At 63.9% G+C, this 16,568-nt stretch carries 16 protein-coding genes; 9 read left to right on the top strand and 7 right to left on the bottom strand.

The features are described 5' to 3' along the window. Positions 1 to 164: 164 nt before the first annotated feature. Positions 165 to 626, bottom strand: a complete 462-nt coding sequence (locus RFM98_RS04890; RefSeq protein ID WP_320307776.1) for a GNAT family N-acetyltransferase — start codon at positions 624 to 626, stop codon at positions 165 to 167. A 193-nt stretch (positions 627 to 819) separates the two neighbouring features. On the opposite strand from RFM98_RS04890, the gene RFM98_RS04885 reads away from it, so the two are divergent. After that, positions 820 to 1,743, top strand: coding sequence for a glycine--tRNA ligase subunit alpha (locus tag RFM98_RS04885; protein WP_320308136.1), 924 nt, complete (start codon positions 820 to 822; stop codon positions 1,741 to 1,743). Here the strand turns inward: RFM98_RS04885 and RFM98_RS04880 are convergent. After that, on the bottom strand, positions 1,740 to 1,922 hold the full coding sequence (locus RFM98_RS04880) for a hypothetical protein (RefSeq protein WP_320307775.1): 183 nt from the start codon (positions 1,920 to 1,922) through the stop codon (positions 1,740 to 1,742). The two genes, RFM98_RS04885 and RFM98_RS04880, sit on opposite strands and share 4 nt — an antisense overlap. A 254-nt stretch (positions 1,923 to 2,176) precedes the next feature. On the opposite strand from RFM98_RS04880, the gene RFM98_RS04875 reads away from it, so the two are divergent. From RFM98_RS04875 to RFM98_RS04865, 3 genes are all read left to right on the top strand, one after another. Continuing rightward, positions 2,177 to 2,578 carry an endonuclease domain-containing protein gene (locus RFM98_RS04875; protein WP_320307774.1) on the top strand — a complete coding sequence of 134 codons (402 nt, stop codon included), beginning with the start codon at positions 2,177 to 2,179 and terminating at the stop codon, positions 2,576 to 2,578. Positions 2,579 to 2,646: 68 nt separating this feature from the next. After that, complete coding sequence (gene glyS / locus RFM98_RS04870) at positions 2,647 to 4,821, top strand: glycine--tRNA ligase subunit beta (protein ID WP_320307773.1); 2,175 nt, start codon at positions 2,647 to 2,649, stop codon at positions 4,819 to 4,821. A 268-nt stretch (positions 4,822 to 5,089) separates the two neighbouring features. Continuing rightward, positions 5,090 to 5,479, top strand: a complete 390-nt coding sequence (locus tag RFM98_RS04865; RefSeq protein ID WP_320307772.1) for an ATPase — start codon at positions 5,090 to 5,092, stop codon at positions 5,477 to 5,479. 81 nt (positions 5,480 to 5,560) lie between these two features. Here the strand turns inward: RFM98_RS04865 and RFM98_RS04860 are convergent, their stop codons facing one another. Further along, positions 5,561 to 5,950, bottom strand: coding sequence for a hypothetical protein (locus RFM98_RS04860; protein WP_320307771.1), 390 nt, complete (start codon positions 5,948 to 5,950; stop codon positions 5,561 to 5,563). A gap of 277 nt (positions 5,951 to 6,227) precedes the next feature. After that, the gene (locus tag RFM98_RS04855; protein ID WP_320307770.1) at positions 6,228 to 6,743 is read right to left on the bottom strand and encodes a hypothetical protein; all 516 of its coding nucleotides are present in this window, start codon (positions 6,741 to 6,743) and stop codon (positions 6,228 to 6,230) included. Positions 6,744 to 6,916: 173 nt separating this feature from the next. Between RFM98_RS04855 and RFM98_RS04850 the strand changes: the two genes are divergently transcribed. The 3 genes from RFM98_RS04850 to RFM98_RS04840 all read left to right on the top strand — a co-directional run bounded on the left by RFM98_RS04850 (position 6,917) and on the right by RFM98_RS04840 (position 10,150). Next, positions 6,917 to 7,879: an L-threonylcarbamoyladenylate synthase gene (locus RFM98_RS04850; protein ID WP_320307769.1), complete on the top strand. Its 963-nt coding sequence runs from the start codon at positions 6,917 to 6,919 to the stop codon at positions 7,877 to 7,879. Between the two features lie 84 nt (positions 7,880 to 7,963). Further along, a complete protein-coding gene (locus RFM98_RS04845; protein ID WP_320307768.1) occupies positions 7,964 to 9,397 on the top strand; it encodes an FAD-binding oxidoreductase in 1,434 nt (477 codons plus the stop codon). A 186-nt stretch (positions 9,398 to 9,583) separates the two neighbouring features. Then, on the top strand, positions 9,584 to 10,150 hold the full coding sequence (locus RFM98_RS04840) for a DUF6101 family protein (RefSeq protein WP_320211926.1): 567 nt from the start codon (positions 9,584 to 9,586) through the stop codon (positions 10,148 to 10,150). Between the two features lie 217 nt (positions 10,151 to 10,367). Here RFM98_RS04840 and ubiA read toward each other — a convergent pair whose 3' ends face one another. Continuing rightward, on the bottom strand, positions 10,368 to 11,351 hold the full coding sequence (ubiA, locus tag RFM98_RS04835) for a 4-hydroxybenzoate octaprenyltransferase (RefSeq protein ID WP_320308135.1): 984 nt from the start codon (positions 11,349 to 11,351) through the stop codon (positions 10,368 to 10,370). Positions 11,352 to 11,417: 66 nt separating this feature from the next. Next, a complete protein-coding gene (locus RFM98_RS04830) occupies positions 11,418 to 12,329 on the bottom strand; it encodes a LysR family transcriptional regulator (RefSeq protein WP_320307767.1) in 912 nt (303 codons plus the stop codon). Positions 12,330 to 12,439: 110 nt separating this feature from the next. On the opposite strand from RFM98_RS04830, the gene RFM98_RS04825 reads away from it, so the two are divergent. Both RFM98_RS04825 and purD read left to right on the top strand, forming a co-directional pair. Beyond that, complete coding sequence (locus RFM98_RS04825; RefSeq protein WP_320307766.1) at positions 12,440 to 13,234, top strand: phytanoyl-CoA dioxygenase family protein; 795 nt, start codon at positions 12,440 to 12,442, stop codon at positions 13,232 to 13,234. A 665-nt stretch (positions 13,235 to 13,899) separates the two neighbouring features. Then, positions 13,900 to 15,180: a phosphoribosylamine--glycine ligase gene (purD, locus tag RFM98_RS04820; RefSeq protein WP_320307765.1), complete on the top strand. Its 1,281-nt coding sequence runs from the start codon at positions 13,900 to 13,902 to the stop codon at positions 15,178 to 15,180. On the opposite strand, the gene RFM98_RS04815 is transcribed toward purD, so the two are convergent. Continuing rightward, positions 15,181 to 16,548 carry an alpha-glucosidase/alpha-galactosidase gene (locus RFM98_RS04815; protein ID WP_320307764.1) on the bottom strand — a complete coding sequence of 456 codons (1,368 nt, stop codon included), beginning with the start codon at positions 16,546 to 16,548 and terminating at the stop codon, positions 15,181 to 15,183. Positions 16,549 to 16,568 lie beyond the last annotated feature (20 nt).

Below are 16,568 nucleotides of genomic sequence, written 5' to 3'. Positions count from 1 at the left end.
ATCAAGGTCACGGAATGGATTCCAGGGTCTTCGCGACGCCGCTTCGCGGCTGCTCCGCCCTGGAATGACGAGGTTCGGGCGGCTTCAGCCAATCCTCGGTGTTTGTGCCGATTTCACGGAAAAGATCTTGCCCGTCGACAAACAGCGGCCCCTGTGTCGAGGAACTAAAACATCCTCCGATAGACGACGAACCCCGACCGCTCGCCGATGCGGTCGTAAAGCTGCATGGCGGTGTGGTTCGTCTCATGCGTCAGCCAGTAGACGCGGTTCGCGCCCGCTTCGCCGGCGCGGTCATAGACGCCTTCGATCAGCGCCCGGCCGACGCCCTGGCCGCGCGCGGCCGGCGTGGTGAAGAGATCCTGCAGGTAACAGCTCGGCGCGATCGACGTCGTCGAGCGATGGTAGAGATAATGGACGAGGCCGAGCAGCTTGCCCTCGCGCTCGGCCACCAGCGCATGCATCGGCTCGTAGGCATCGAAGAAGCGCGACCAGGTCATCTGCGTGATCTCGCCGGCAAGCGCCGTCGCGCCGGAGCGTCCGTAAAACGCGTTGTAGCCGTCCCAGAGCGGCAGCCATTGCTCGTAATCCTGCCTTGTGACGGGTCGGACAGTGAGTTGACCGGACATGACGGAACCTTCGTTGTTAGAGCTCGGCGGAGCAAAGGGGTCGCCGCCGCCCGCCGGCAATGGGCCAGCCGGCCGCAAAGCGTTCAACCTCGTCGGATGCGGGTCGCCGCCTTGACGCTCGGCGGCCCGGCAACTAGGGAAGCGTCATCCTGCGCTTTCCGAGGCCGCCGTGACCATCGAGATTCCCGCCCATATGCATCCCAGCCGCTCCTTCCAGGGGCTGATCCTGACCTTGCACAATTACTGGGCGGACTATGGTTGCCTCATCCTGCAGCCCTATGACATGGAAGTCGGCGCCGGCACCTTCCATCCGGCGACCACCTTGCGGGCGCTCGGTCCGTTGCGCTGGAACGCGGCTTACGTGCAGCCTTCGCGCCGCCCGAAAGACGGCCGCTATGGCGAAAACCCGAACCGCCTGCAGCACTATTACCAGTATCAGGTGATCCTGAAGCCCAATCCGCCGAACCTGCAGGAGCTCTATCTCGGCTCGCTCGAGGCGATCGGCGTCGATCCGTTGCTGCATGACATCCGCTTCGTCGAGGACGACTGGGAAAGCCCGACGCTGGGCGCCTGGGGGCTCGGCTGGGAGTGCTGGTGCGACGGCATGGAAGTCTCGCAATTCACCTATTTCCAGCAGGTCTGCGGCATCGAATGCGCGCCGGTGGCGGGCGAGCTGACCTATGGTCTGGAGCGGCTCGCCATGTATGTGCAGGGCGTCGACAATGTCTACGACCTGAACTTCAACGGCCGTGAGGGTTCGGAAAAGGTCACCTATGGCGACGTCTTCCTGCAGGCCGAGCAGGAATATTCGCGCCATAATTTCGAATTCGCCAACACCTCGATGCTGTTGAGACACTTCGAGGATGCGGAGGCCGAGTGCAAGGCGCTGCTCGATGCCGGCACGCCCAAGCCGAGCGACAATCTGGCAATGCACCGCATGGTCTTTCCGGCCTACGACCAGTGCATCAAGGCAAGCCATGTCTTCAACCTGCTCGACGCGCGCGGCGTTATCTCGGTCACCGAGCGCCAGAGCTACATCCTGCGCGTACGCAATCTGGCCAAGGCATGCGGCGAGGCGTTCCTGAAGACGCGGGCGGGCGGGCTGGCGGCGGCTTAGGCCAATACGGTTTTGGCGGTCTCGGCAACGGCGCCGACCGGCAACACGATCTGCGCTGTTGCGCCGTCGATCGTGCGCATGGCCTGCCTGACCCCCGGCATCGTGATCGTGCCATGCGCCTGGGCGGCGAAGCAGGCGCTGAGCGCCAGGATCTGCAGGGTTCTCGATGCCGTCTTCATCGTCGTTCAGCCAATAGGTCTCTGCCTGAGCGTTTGTCGCTTCAGCGCAGCGTTCGGTTCATGGGAAGTTCTGCTTCAAGGACGGGCGGGTTCGCTTCGTCCCGACAGCGGGTCGAAAGATTCCGCGAAATCGATCGAAGAGGCGATCTGCTTGCGGGGTGACAGCGGCCAGCCGAGTTGCTAAGCGCTCCTACCTCCCCCTTGATGGGGGAGGTCGCCGCGAAGCGGCGGGTGGGGGTGACTGGCGCTTCCCTATGCCAAAACTTGATCGTTTCAGGCTGCAGTCCGCACGAAGGCTTCGCGCCGCGATGACGGATGAAGAACGGCTGCTATGGCGGCACCTCTGGCGCATTCCGGTCGAAGGGACGCACTTCCGCCGACAGGCGTCAGTCGGTAGCTACTATCCCGACTTCGTGTCCCATCGGCTGAAGCTGATTGTTGAGGTGGATGGCTCACATCATGCCGCCGACGATCAATTGCGCCATGATGAAGTTCGAACGCGGTGGTTTGAGAGTCAGGGCTATCGCGTTATCCGCTTCTGGAACCATGAGATAAAAAACGAACTGGATTCCGTCCTCGATACAATTTATGCGGCGGTGGAAGAACGGAAATCACACCTGCGTTTGCGCGACGGTGCCGACGGAATTGGCGGCTGAGAGGGCGCCACCCCACCCCGGCGCTGCGCGCCGACCCTCCCCATCAAGGGGAGGGTGGGAGCTCAACTATGCCTGACCTACTGCTTGAACTTCGCTCGGAAGAGATTCCCGCCCGCATGCAGCGCAAGGCTGCCGGCGACCTCAGGAAGATGCTGACCGACGGTCTGGTCGAGGCGGGTCTGACCTATGAGGCGGCGCGCGAATATTGGACGCCGCGGCGCCTGGCGCTCGACCTAAGGGGCTTGACCGCGCGCTCGAAAGACATCCGCGAAGAGATCAAGGGTCCCTCGACCACGGCGCCCGAGCAGGCGGTGCAGGGCTTCCTGCGCAAGGCCGGGCTTTCATCGATCGCCGAGGCGCATGTCCATTCCGACCCGAAGAAGGGCGACTTCTACGTCGCCCACATCTCGAAGCCGGGCAGGGCGGCCGAAGAGATCATCGCCGAGCTGGTGCCGGGCATCATCCGCGCCTTCCCCTGGCCGAAGTCGATGCGCTGGGGGCCGGCCTCGGCCAAGCCCGGCTCGCTGCGCTGGGTGCGGCCGCTGCAGTCGATCGTCTGCACCTTCGGCCCGGAGACCGAGGAACCGGTGGTGGTCGATTTCGAAATCGACGGCATTCGCTCCGGCAACGTCACCTATGGCCATCGCTTCCACGCGCCGGGCGCGATCACCGTGCGCCGCTTCGACGATTATGTAAGCAAGCTGGACGTGGCCAAGGTCGTGCTCGATGCCGACCGGCGCAAGGAGATCATCCTGGCCGATGCCCGCAACATCGCCTTCGCCAACGGCCTCGACCTGGTCGAGGACGAAGGGCTGCTGGAGGAAGTCTCCGGCCTGGTCGAATGGCCGGTCGTGCTGATGGGCGAGTTCGAACAGGATTTCCTCACCATCCCGGGCGAGGTGATCCGCCTCACCATCCGCGCCAACCAGAAATGCTTCGTGACGTCGCGCCCGACCTTCTCCTCGGACGGGGAGATCGGCCAATCACCGCTCTCGAACCGCTTTATCCTGATCGCCAACATCGAAGCGAAGGATGGCGGCAAGGAAATCGCCTACGGCAACGGCAAGGTGGTGCGCGCGCGCCTGTCCGATGCGCTGTATTTCTGGCGGACTGACCAGGGCGACCTGCCGGACCTCGATCAGCTCGCGGAATCGGCGGTCAAGTTCGAGCTGGATTTGAAGAAGCCGCTCGATCAGCGTATGGCACGCCTCGATCATCTCAGCGTGACCTTCCATGCCAAGCTCGGCACGCAAGGTGCGCGCGTCGAGCGTATCGTGCGGCTGGCTAAGGAGCTGGCCCCGGTTGTCGGCGCCGATCCCGCGCTGGTCGCCCGCGCCGCGGTGCTCGCCAAGGCCGATCTGCAGACCGAAGTGGTCGGCGAATTTCCCGAATTGCAGGGCGCCATGGGCCGTAAATACGCGCTGTTGCAGGGCGAGCATCCATCGGTCGCGGCGGCGGCCGAGGAGCACTACAAGCCGCAGGGCCCGTCGGATCGCGTGCCGACCGATCCGGTCTCGGTTGCCGTGGCGCTCGCCGACAAGCTCGACACACTCACCGGCTTCTGGGCGATCGACGAAAAGCCGACTGGCAGCAAGGATCCGTTCGCTCTCCGCCGGGCTGCGCTTGGCGTCGTCAGGATCCTCGTTGAGAACCGTATTCGTCTGGCGCTGACGTCCGTTTTCGCCAAGGCCTTTGCAAGCTTCAAAGGCGGCGCGGATCAGTCACCCGACCTCCTCGCCTTCTTCCACGACCGCCTGAAAGTCTATCTCCGCGACCAGGGCGCGCGGTACGACCTGATCGACGCCGTCATTACGCCGCAGTCCGACGACCTCCTGCAGATCGTCCGCCGCGTCGAGGCGCTGGGTTCGTTGCTCGACACCGACGGGGGCAAGAACCTGCTCGCCGGCACCAAGCGCGCCGCCAACATCCTGGCCGCCGAAGAGAAGAAGAAAACGCTCGTCGCCGAGACTGTTGAGCCGGCATTGTTCCGCGAGGAAGCGGAAAAGAAGCTGTTTGCCGCGGTGAATCAGGCCGAGAAGGAAGCCAGCCAAGCAATTCAAAACGAAGATTTTTCCGCCGCCATGCTGACGCTTAGCGTGTTGCGCGAACCGGTTGATTCATTCTTTGAGCGTGTTCTCGTGAATGATGAGGAGCAGGCCGTGCGCGCCAACCGTCTGGCGCTGCTTGCGCGCATCCGCGCCGCCACCGACCAGGTTGCGGATTTTTCAAAAATCGTCGGCTGACGGCTCGAAAAATAGCGCCTTGGAAGCTGCCTGTATCCCCTAATGCATGTCGCCCAGAAGTGTGCAGCGGTTCTGGGACAACGACATGCATCAAAACAAGACCTAAAGCGCGTCGCCTGAATCCGGTTCAGCGCGACGCGCTTTAGGATGCTGGCAGCCTTCGACAATTTGGCGCCCGAAATTTAATGCGCCGGAGCCGGCTTACAGTCATATGACGATGACCTTCGCGTGGGACAACAACGTGTTCCCCAAACCACGGAGGCATGCCATGAATTCCGTTGACGATCTCGACTTGATTGAAGAAACCCCGGCCGCCGCCGAGGCCACCGAAGCCGCTTCCGAAAACGTCCTTGACCGCGCAGCCGCCGCGGCGGTCGAAGCCGCCGATCCCTCCGAAGACGACGAGGAACACAGCGAGGACGACGAAGACGAAGACGAAGACAGCGACGACGAGGATGACGAAGGCGCCGACAAGGAAGCCTCTGCCTCGGCCGAGTCGGAAGACGAGGATGGTGATGACGAAGACGGCGACGACGAAGATGAATCCGACGAAGAAGCCAAGGCCTCGGGCGACGATGAGTCCGACGACGAAGATGAAGATGGCGACGACGAAGACGATGACGACAAGGACGATGACGACAAGGAAGAAGCGGCCTGAGCCGTTTCTTATCGTCTGAAAAACGAAGGGCGGCGCGATATGCGTCGCCCTTTTTCGTCAGTCTTCCAGAAGCTGACTTTGTCAGTCTTCCACTATGCTGACCCGCACGCTGTCGGGATAGACATCGACCTCGACCAGCGGTTCGCCATTGACGATGGCGCGCCGGGTCGCGCTGCTCATGGCGCCGCCGCGCTCCAGCATGCGCTGCAGGTCGGCGCGCGAACCGTCGCTGCGGAACCATTCGTCGCCCTGGTCATCGCTGTCGCGCCGGTGGAACTTGTGCCAGTTGGCGCGGTCCTGCCGCACCATCTGCGCCGCGCTGCTCAGCGGGTAGCCGTCGCTGGCGCGATGATCACGATCCGAAATTCGCGCCGTGTAAGAACCAAGCATATCGTCGGCCTGCGCCGTACCCGCACCCAGGGCTGTTGCCGCCATTAGTCCGGCAACGGCCATTGCTTTCGAAACTGTCATGAAACCCCCTTTTGAAACACCAGCACCATCGTGCCCGATCCGGATGACGGAAATCGGACAGGGCTGCTGGAGCAATTCCAGGAAAAGTGTGAAACGGTCAGGCTCGGCGACTTCGCCGTAGCCTTCCGTCCGGAATTGCGTCCAAACAAACAGCCAAGCAATTCCAGGAAAAGTGTGAAACGGTCACGCTCGGCGACTTCGCCGTAGCCTTCCGTCCGGAATTGCGTCCAAACAAACAGCCAAGCCCCTAGCACATCGAAGCGGGACCCCGTGTGATCTACATCGCCTTGCCGACGCGCGGCAGCGGCGTGGCATTTTGCGGCTTCGCCTGTGGCTGTCCGTCGCCCGACGCATTGGCTGTCGCGGCCGGTTGGCCGCCGGTTTTGTTGTTGCCGTTCGAGGCGGAGGCGGAGGCGGTGCCATTGGCGGGCGATGCCGGCGAAGTGCCGTTTGCCGGCGCGGTGGCTGCGGGGGTCTGGGGCTTGGCCGACGCGGTCGCCGCTGGCGTTACGAAAGCGCCGCCGACAATACCGCCGCGAATGATCATCGGGGCCTGCTGGTGCCGGGACTTTTCGGGAATTGCCGCGACCTTTTCGTCAGTGACGGCGGGCATTGGATCGCCCAGCGCTATCATCGATGGCGTCGAGACAGCGGAAAGCCATGGCGGTTCGATCGCGTTCAGCCTGATGACCGAAGGCGTCGAGGTCGAGACGCCAAGCACCACGATCGACGAAGCATATGCCGCGCCGTTCATCGCCAAAAGGCTGATACCGAACGCTCCAAGCAAACGCATCACAAGAACTCCCCAGCCCGCAATGACACCAACCCGCACCTTAAGGCCGGCGAATTGAGGCCGGCTTGCGCGGAAACTTAACATTTTAAGGATTGATAAATCGCCAATGCCCGCACTTGCCCGATGGAAGCGGCCGTATTACGGGACCGGCATGTTCAAGACTGGTGGCGGATTTGGCTGAGATACTGGCGGTCGGCGAGGCTATGGAGCAGGCGTTGGCGTTGCTCGAAGGCGGCGACGTCGTCGCCATCCCGACCGAGACGGTTTACGGCCTGGCTGGCGATGCCACCAACGGCGTTGCCGTGGCGCGCATTTTCGAGGCCAAGGGCCGGCCGCGCTTCAACCCGCTGATCGCCCATGTCGCCGATCGCGCGATGGCGGACCGCATCGCCAGCTTCGATCCCCTGTCGGCAAAGCTCGCCGAAGCCTTCTGGCCCGGCCCGCTGACGCTGGTGCTGCCGCAACGTGCCGACAACGGCATTCATCCGCTGGTCACCGCGGGGCTGGACACCATCGCGCTGCGCATGCCGCGCGGGTTCGGCGGTCAATTGATCGCGCGGCTCGGTCGTCCGCTTGCCGCCCCCAGTGCCAATTCTTCAGGCAGGATCAGCGGCACGACGGCAGGCGCGGTCGCCGCCGATCTCGGCGCCAGGATCAGGCTGGTCGTCGATGGCGGCGCGACACCCGTCGGGCTGGAATCGACTATTCTCAAGGTCGAGCATGGCAAGTTGCGGCTGCTGCGGCCCGGCGGCATCGGCGCCGAGGAGATCGAGGCGGTGGCCGGTGCCAAACTGTCGCGCGGCGCCAGCGGCATCGAGGCGCCGGGCATGCTTGCCTCGCATTACGCGCCGGGCGCCGCGATGCGGCTGAACGTCGAGAACGTCGCCAAGGGCGAGGCGTTGCTTGCCTTCGGTGGCAACCGCGCCGAGGGCTGGGAACATGCCGTTGCGCTGCGCAATCTCTCCGAAGCCGGCGACCTGCGCGAAGCGGCCAGCAACCTGTTCGCCTTCATGCAGGCGCTCGACCGTGTCGGCGCCTCGACCATCGCCGTCGAGCCGATCCCGTTCGCAGGACTGGGCGAGGCGATCAACGATCGGCTCGCCCGCGCTGCCGCGCCGCGTGACAAGATCGCCTGAGCGCCCCCCAAGTCAAAGAAGTGGAGCATGATGTCGTCCGAAAACCGCTTCACACTTTTCGGCATCATGCTCTAGTTTGGCCTCATGAACGACCAGCCCTTCGATCTCGATCCCGCCGTCATCGACCGTTTCGCGGCAATCGTCGGCGACAAATACGCGCTGCGCGATCAGGCCGATATTACACCTTACATCACCGAGCGGCGCGGGCTTTGGCATGGCCGGACATCGTTGGTGCTCAGGCCCGGCAGCGTCGAGGAGGTGAGCCGCATCATGCGGCTGGCGACCGAGACCGGCACGCCGATCGTGCCGCAAAGCGGCAACACCGGGTTGGTCGGCGCCCAGGTGCCGGACAAATCCGGTCACGACATCGTGCTTTCGCTGTCGCGGCTGAACCGCATCCGCGAGATCGACGTCTTGTCGAATACGGTGACGGTCGAGGCCGGCGTCATCCTACAGACGCTGCAGGAAGCGGCTGACGCCGCCGACCGGCTGTTTCCGCTGTCGCTCGCCGCGCAAGGGTCCTGCCAGATCGGCGGCAACCTCTCCTCCAATGCCGGCGGCACCGGCGTGCTCGCCTATGGCAATGCGCGCGAGCTCTGTCTTGGCGTCGAGGTCGTGCTGCCGACCGGCGAGGTATTCGACGATCTGCGCAAGCTGAAGAAGGACAACACCGGCTACGATCTGAAGAACCTCTTCGTCGGCGCCGAAGGCACGCTCGGCATCATCACCGCCGCGGTGCTGAAACTGTTCCCCAAGCCGAAGGGCAGGGAGGTCGCCTTTGCGGGCCTGCCGTCGTCCCCGAAAGACGCGCTTTCCCTGTTCACCCTGGCGATGGACCGCGCCGGCGCCTCGCTCACCGCCTTCGAGCTGATCGCGAAAAGGCCTTACGATTTCACGCTGAAGCATGGTCAAGGCATCACCCGGCCGCTGGCCGACGACTGGCCCTGGTATGTGCTGATGCAGATTTCTTCTGGCCGTTCCGAAGAGGACGGCAAGGCGCTGATCGAAGAGATTCTTTCGGCCGGCCTCGAGCAGGGGGTCGTCGGCGACGCGGTGGTCTCGGCAAGCCTTGCCCAGGGCGACGCTTTCTGGAACTTCCGCGAGACGCTGCCCGAATGCCAGAAACCGGAGGGCGCTTCGATCAAGCACGACATCTCGGTGCCGATCGCCTCGATCCCGCAGTTCATCGAAAAGGCGGCCGGCGTCGTCGAGACCGTCTGCCCCGGCGCGCGCGTCGTCTGCTTCGGCCATATGGGCGACGGCAATCTCCACTATAACATCTCACGCCCCGTCGATTGGCAGGACGAGGCGTTCCTCGATCTCTACCATCCCATGAACAAGGCGGTGCACGATGTCGTGCGCTCCTTCCACGGCTCGATCTCGGCCGAGCATGGCATCGGCCAGTTGAAGCGCGACGAACTGATCGCCACGGCACCGCCGATGGCGATCGACCTGATGCGTCGCGTGAAGGCGGCCTTCGATCCCGCCGGCATCTTGAATCCCGGTAAGGTTATCTGATCCTTCCTGGATCCAGCGGCCGGTCGCATTCCGATAACCATCGGCTCCGATCAGCAAAATTTAACCGACTTTCTTAAGCGCGCCGGTAAGAAGCGAGCGCTAATGTTTCTTCCCATAACGAGGCCGGAAAAACCGGCCCTGAGAGAACCGGAAAACGGCCCTCAGGAGTAACAGGGAAGACATTCGATGAACACTGGATTGAAGCCAGTCTGGGCCGGGCGCAACATGCGCCTCGATCCGTTTCGCCTGCCGCAGATGGTGAGCTATGCCACCCGCGACGATTATGGCGATGTCACCTTCACCATCGACCAGCGTGGCGCCGTTATCCGCCGCATGCTGGAGATGAGCGGCGTGCCGGCGATCATCGCGCTGCCCCCCAATGCGTTCCGCGGCGTCGCCGCGCGCGCCATGGAGGATCCGGACGGCAACGTGACGGTGACGTTGGAGTTGCTGCACAACGACCCGATGCTGTCGGTGCCGCTTTTGGTCGCCGACGACCTTGACGACGTCGCCGCCGACTGGCGCGCCTGGGCCGATGCCTACCGCCTGCCGATGCTCCTGATCGAAGCCGACGGCATTGCCCGCACGCTGGAGGAATCCCTTGGCGCCGCCATCAAGGCGCTGCCGCCGCAGGAGCGTCGCAAGGGCCGTGTCTCCAACATGCGCCGGCCGCGCTTCCTCGCCCGCCGCAAGGCCGGCAACCTTGGGCTGCGGCTCGTCATCGACGGCCAGGAGATTATTGCAAGGGAGTAGCCGTCGATGACAGCCCCCTTCTCCCCGTCACTATACGGGGAGAAGTGCCCGGCAGGGCGATGAGGGGCAGCGCCAGCCCCTCAAATTGGCCATCTCAAACTTTGATAGGATACACGCGCTCGATCGCCGCCGTGCGGTTCACTTTGTTTTCAAGGTTGGCGCTGCCCCTCATCCGGCTGCCGCCACCTTCTCCCCGTAGAACGGGGAGAAGGGAGAACTACACCAGCGGCTTCAGCCATATCCAGACCGAGCCGCCGATCAGGCCGAGGAAGATCAGCCAGCCGACCTGGTTGTTCGACTTGAACAGTTTCAGGCACTGATCCGGATTGTTGATGTCGAGCCGGATGATCTGGCGCGCCATATGCGCGCCGGCGGCGATCAGCCCGGCCAGCGCCACTACGGGCACATGCGCCGAGGCAAAGGCGATGGCGAAGCAGACCAGCGCGCCGCCATAGAGCCCGACCAGCCAGGTTTTGGTGTTGTCGCCGAACAGCCGCGCCGTCGAGCGCACGCCGACGATGGCGTCGTCTTCCTTGTCCTGATGCGCATAGATCGTGTCGTAGCCGATCACCCACAGGATCGAGCCGATATAGAGCATGATGGCTGGGTCATCGAGGTCGCCGAACTCGACCGCCCAGCCCATCAGCGCGCCCCAGGAGAAGGCCAGCCCAAGCACGAATTGCGGCCAGTTGGTGATGCGCTTCATGAAGGGGTAGACGGCGACGATCGCCAGCGAGGCGACGCCGAGCGCGATGGCGAAGCTGTTGAACTGCAGCAGCACCGCAAGTCCGACGAGCGCCTGGATGATGACGAATATCCAGGCCTGGCGGCGTGTCACCTTGCCCGCCGGCAGTGGCCGCGAGCGGGTGCGCTCGACCTGGTTGTCGATGTCCTCGTCGGCAAGGTCGTTATAGGCGCAGCCGGCGCCGCGCATGGCGACGGCGCCGATAAAGAACAGCAACAGGTACCAGGGCGCCGGCAAAAGCGTCAGCAGTGGATCGGTCGCGCGCGGATAGGCGCCCGCGGCAAGGGCTGCCGACCACCAGCAGGGCCACAGCAGCAGCTGCCAGCCGATCGGTCGGTCCCAGCGCGCAAGCTGCGCATAAGGCCAGAGCCAGCGCGGCAGCGCCCGGTAGACCCAATGGCCGCTCGGCGCATCGGCGACACGGCCCTGGATCGCTTTCGACTGGACGGTTTCCATCACGATGGAGTGGCAGCAGCTAGCGGCGCCGTCAAGCTGCCGCGTTGTCGCTCAAGCGGTGAAAACTCAGGCGGTGAAAACATCGTGACCGGCAAACCATGCCTTGGCGACGTCGATGAAGGCCATAGCCGCTTTCGACAGGCGCTGGCGCGTGTCATGGGTCAGGATGATGCGCTGCATGGGCAGCGGATCGGAGAGCGGCTTGCAGACCAGCGGTAGCCCGTCATAGCTCATATCGCCACGCGGTCGGGTGTAGCTGACGGCGACGCCGAAGCCGTTGGCCACCATCGAGCGCTGCAGCTCGAACGAGCTTGTCGTTGCCCGGGCGATCGGCGACAGGCCGCGGCTGAGGAAGAGGTCCAGCATATGCTGCCAGCTATGCGGCTGGTCGGTGGTGATCAGCGGATGCTGGGCGAGTTCGGCCAGGCTGACGGCATGCTTGTCCGCCAGCAAATGGCCGGCGGGCAAAAGCGCGTGCGGCCGCAGTTCATGCAGAAGAATGCGCTTGAAATGTCCGGGCAGGCCGAGATCGTAGGTGAGGCCGAGATCGACGGCGCTGTCGGCCAGGCGCCGACCCAGCGTGTCGAAGGTCTCGTCGCCGATGACGACGGTGACGGCCGGGCAGCGCTCGGCGAAGGCGCGCATCAGCGCCGGCGCGAAATAGGGCGCCAGATCCTCGAAGCAGCCGAGCACCAATTCGCCGCCGACATCTGCGTCGCGCGATCCGAGCGCCGCCAGTTCATCCGCCTCGCCCAGCACTTGCCTTGCCTTGGCGACGGCCCTGCGGCCGAAGGATGTCAGCGCGACGCCGCTTCCGCGCTGGCGCACGAACAGTTTTTGGCCAAGCGCGTCCTCGACATTGTCGATCGCCACCGAGATCGACGGCTGCGACACGTTGAGCACCGCCGCCGCCGCGGTCACGCTGCCATAGCGGGCGACGGCAACGACATAGCGCAATTGCGTGAGGGTCAGTCTCATAGGCAAAAACTATAAATTAGATGACAAGTTATTATTTTACGCGATGTCCGGCGCTTGCGATAGTCGGGCCACCGACCCACGAGCAATTCCAGGAAAAGAGACAGACCGCCATGGCCAGCCCAAAGATCGATGCTTCGACGATTGCCGATTATCAGCGCGATGGCGCTGTCTGCGTCCGCGGCGTCTTCAAGGACTGGGTCGACGTCATCGCCGACGGCATCGAGCGCAACATACAGAACCGCAGCGCCACGGCTTCCGACATCGCCGGCGGCAAGGGCAGCTTCTTCGACGATTACTGCAACTGGGAGCGCATCCCGGAATTCGTCAGGATCGTTAGGGAATCGCCGGCCGCCGAGCTTGCCGCCGCCGTCATGCAGTCGCGCAGCGCGCAGTTCTTCCATGATCACGTGCTGGTCAAGGAACCCGGCACGCAGAAGCCTACGCCCTGGCATCAGGACATTCCCTATTATTTCGTCGACGGCAGCCAGACGGTGAGCTTCTGGATCCCGATCGATCCGGTGAAGGAGGCCACGCTCAGGCTGATCGCCGGCTCGCACAAATGGGAAAAGATGGTGCTGCCGGTGCGCTGGTTGAACGACGACAAGTTCTATGCCGGCGAGGGCGACTACCGGCCGGTGCCCGATCCCGACAACGACCCGTCGATGAAGGTGCTGGAATGGGAGATGGAGCCGGGCGACGCCATCCTGTTCGACTTCCGCACCGCCCATGGCGCGCGCGGCAATCTCACCTCAGCACGCCGCCGGGCGCTGTCGCTGCGCTGGGTCGGCGACGACGCGCATTATGTCGAGCGGCCCGGCCGCACCTCGCCGCCCTATCCGGGCCACGACATGAAGCCCGGCCAGAAACTGCGCGAGGACTGGTTCCCCGTCGTTTTCCAAAGCTGAACGGCCGGCCTCGTCATCCACGGGCGAAGCAAGGAGCGTAGCGACGCAGTGCAGACCCGAGGATCCATTCCGTGACCTCGAAGCGTTGCAAGGGTGCAGAATTCGGCTCCGTAGCTGTGCCGGGGAATTGGTTACTCTGCACAGAGATTTTGACCGGTTGGCTCTGTTTGCGTTGGCAGGTGGCGTGCGTTGGAGATTGGCCGAAACGTCCATCGCGATCGTCATTCTAGGGCGGAGCAGGAGCGAAGCTCCGTCGCGAAGACCCTAGAATCCATGCCGTTACCTTCGCCAAGGAGTGCAACGGAGCAAAATTCTGCACCGTGGCGACGCTTCGAAGTCACGGCATGGATTCTATGGTCTGCGCCGCGTCGCTTCGCTCCTTGCTCCGCCATAGAATGACGACGTTGGGAGGCTTTAGCCAATTCCCAGCGTTTGCGCCGATTTCTTGGAAACGAACGGCCAACATCTTGCCCGCCGATAGACGGCAACCTTCCAAAATCCCTGTGCCGGGGAACTAGCCGAACGTAGGACTTATCCTGATCCCTCTCGATGAAGCCCATGTTCCCGTGCGCAATTGCCGCCAAAATGCCAAGACGCCTTGACCCGTCGCCCGCGGACCAATAGCGGGTTCTCTCGACGGGGACGATCGGCAACAAGAGGTGGCCATGAATGTTCTTCTTCTCGGCTCGGGTGGCCGCGAACATGCGCTCGCCTGGAAGATGTCCGCCTCGCCACTGCTGACCAGGCTCTATGCCTCGCCGGGCAATCCGGGCATTGGCCGCGTCGCCGAACTGATCAAGCTCGACGTCGCCGACCATTCCGCGGTCGCCGCCTTCTGCCAGGAGAAGAAGATCGACCTTGTCGTGGTCGGCCCGGAAGGTCCGCTGGTGGCCGGTATCGCCGACGATCTGCGCGCCTGGGGCGTCCGCGTCTTCGGCCCCTCCAAGGCGGCGGCCCGGCTCGAGGGCTCGAAGGGCTTCACCAAGGACCTGTGCGCCAAGTTTGACATCCCGACCGCCGCCTATGGCCGTTTCAGCGATCTGGCCTCGGCCAAAGCCTATGTCGAGAAGACGGGCGCGCCGATCGTCATCAAGGCCGACGGGCTTGCCGCCGGCAAGGGCGTCACCGTCGCCATGACGCACGACGAGGCGGTCGCCGCGCTCGAAGCCTGTTTCGACGGTTCCTTCGGCGCGGCCGGCGCCGAGGTCGTGGTCGAGGAATATCTGACCGGCGAGGAAGCGAGCTTCTTCTGCCTATGCGATGGCGCCACGGCGCTGCCCTTCGGCACCGCGCAGGACCACAAGCGCGTCGGCGACGGCGATACCGGGCCGAACACCGGCGGCATGGGCGCCTATTCGCCGGCGCCGGTGATGACGGCTGAAATGACCGAACGCACCATGCGCGAGATCATCGAGCCGACCATGCGCGGCATGGCCGAGCTCGGCGCGCCCTTCGCCGGCATCCTGTTCGCCGGCCTGATGATCACCGAGCAAGGGCCCAAGCTCATCGAATACAACACCCGCTTCGGCGATCCCGAATGCCAGGTGCTGATGATGCGGCTGAAGGACGACCTGCTCGTCCTGCTCAACGCCGCCGTCGACGGCCAGCTCGCGCATATGTCGGTCCGCTGGAGCGACGAGGCGGCATTGACCGTGGTGATGGCGGCGCGCGGCTATCCCGGCACTCCCGAAAAGGGCTCGGTCATCCGCGGCCTCGACAAGGCGGAAGGCGAGGGCGTCCAGGTCTTCCATGCCGGCACCGCCGTCAATGGCGGCGCGCTGGTCGCCAATGGCGGGCGCGTGCTCAACGTCACCGCGCTCGGCGCCACTGTCGGCGAGGCGCAGGCAAAGGCCTATGCGGCGGTCGACCGTATCGACTGGCCGCAGGGCTTCTGCCGACGCGACATCGGCTGGCAGGCCGTGGCGCGCGAGCAGGCCGAAAACTGATCAGGCAGCCTTGCTTCGGCCTGTCCGCGCCCATGCCGGCAGCCAGTCGCCGTGAGCGGCGAGAAGATCGTCGACCAGCGACCAGATCTGGTCGAGATCGAGCTCGGCCGCGGTGTGCGGGTCCATCATCGCCGCGTGATAGATGTGCTCGCGGTTTTCCGTCGTCAGCGCCCGCACCGTCAGCTCCTGCACGTTGATGTTGGTGCGGATCAGCGCCGTGAGCTGCGGCGGCAACTCGCCGATATAGGTCGGCTGGATGCCAGAGGCATCGACCAGGCATGGCACTTCCGCCGCGCAGTCGAAGGGTAGTGAGGTGATGCAGCCATTGTTGCGGACGTTGCCGTAGATCACCGACGGCTCGCCGGTCCAGACCGAGTTCATGATCGAGGAGGCATATTCCTTGGATTGCTCGACATCGATCCGGTCGGCCGAGCGATAGGCCTCCGCCTGGCCTTTCCAGCGTTCGATCTGCTCGATGCAGCGCTTCGGATATTCATCGAGCGGGATGCCGTATTTCTCGATCAGGTCGGGGCGGCCGTCCTTGATGAAATAGGGCGTGTATTCGGCGAAATGCTCGGAGCTTTCGGTGACGAAATAGCCGAGCCGGGTCAGCATCTCGTAGCGCACCTTGTTCGGGCAGCGCGGGTTCCAGCCGGGCTTCGGCGCGCGGCCTTCGCGATAGGCGCGCACGAGGTCGGGATAGAGGTCGCGGTAGGAGCCGTCCGGCTGGCGATGCTCGAATTTCAGGTAGAACGCCATGTGGTTGATGCCGGCCGAGCGGTAGCGGATCTCGTCATAGGGAAGGTCGAGATCGTGCGCCAATTCCATCGCCGTGCCCTGCACCGAATGACAGAGCCCGACCTGCTTGATTTGAGGGTATTTCTCGGCGATCGCCCAGGTGTTGATCGCCATCGGGTTGACATATTGCAGCATGATCGCCTCGGGGCAGACGGCGAGCATGTCCTCGCAGATCTTCCACAGATGCGGCACGGTCCGTAAGCCGCGCATGATGCCGCCGACGCCGAGCGTGTCGGCGATCGTCTGGCGCAGGCCGTATTTCTTCGGCACCTCGAAATCGGTGACGGTGCAGGGCTCGTAGCCGCCGATCTGGAAGGCGACGACGACGAAATCGGCGCCGGCAAGCGCCTTGCGCTGGTCGGAATAGGTTTCGGCCTTCGCCTTGACGCCGAGCGTCGCGATCAGCTTGTTGACGACGACGGCGCTTTCTTCCAGCCGCTGCGGATTGATGTCCATCAGCGCGATCGTCGCGCCAGACAGCGCCGGCCGCTGCAGCACGTCGCCGACGATGTTTTTCATGAACACCGTCGAGCCGGCACCGATGAACGTGATCCTGGGATTTCTTGCCACTGTAAGCCTCCGGCACTTTT

The organism is Mesorhizobium australafricanum (assembly GCF_033977265.1).
Lineage (GTDB): Bacteria > Pseudomonadota > Alphaproteobacteria > Rhizobiales > Rhizobiaceae > Mesorhizobium > Mesorhizobium australafricanum.
The sequence above is the reverse complement of the archived record's forward strand: the minus strand, read 5'-3'. Positions and strand labels throughout refer to the sequence as shown.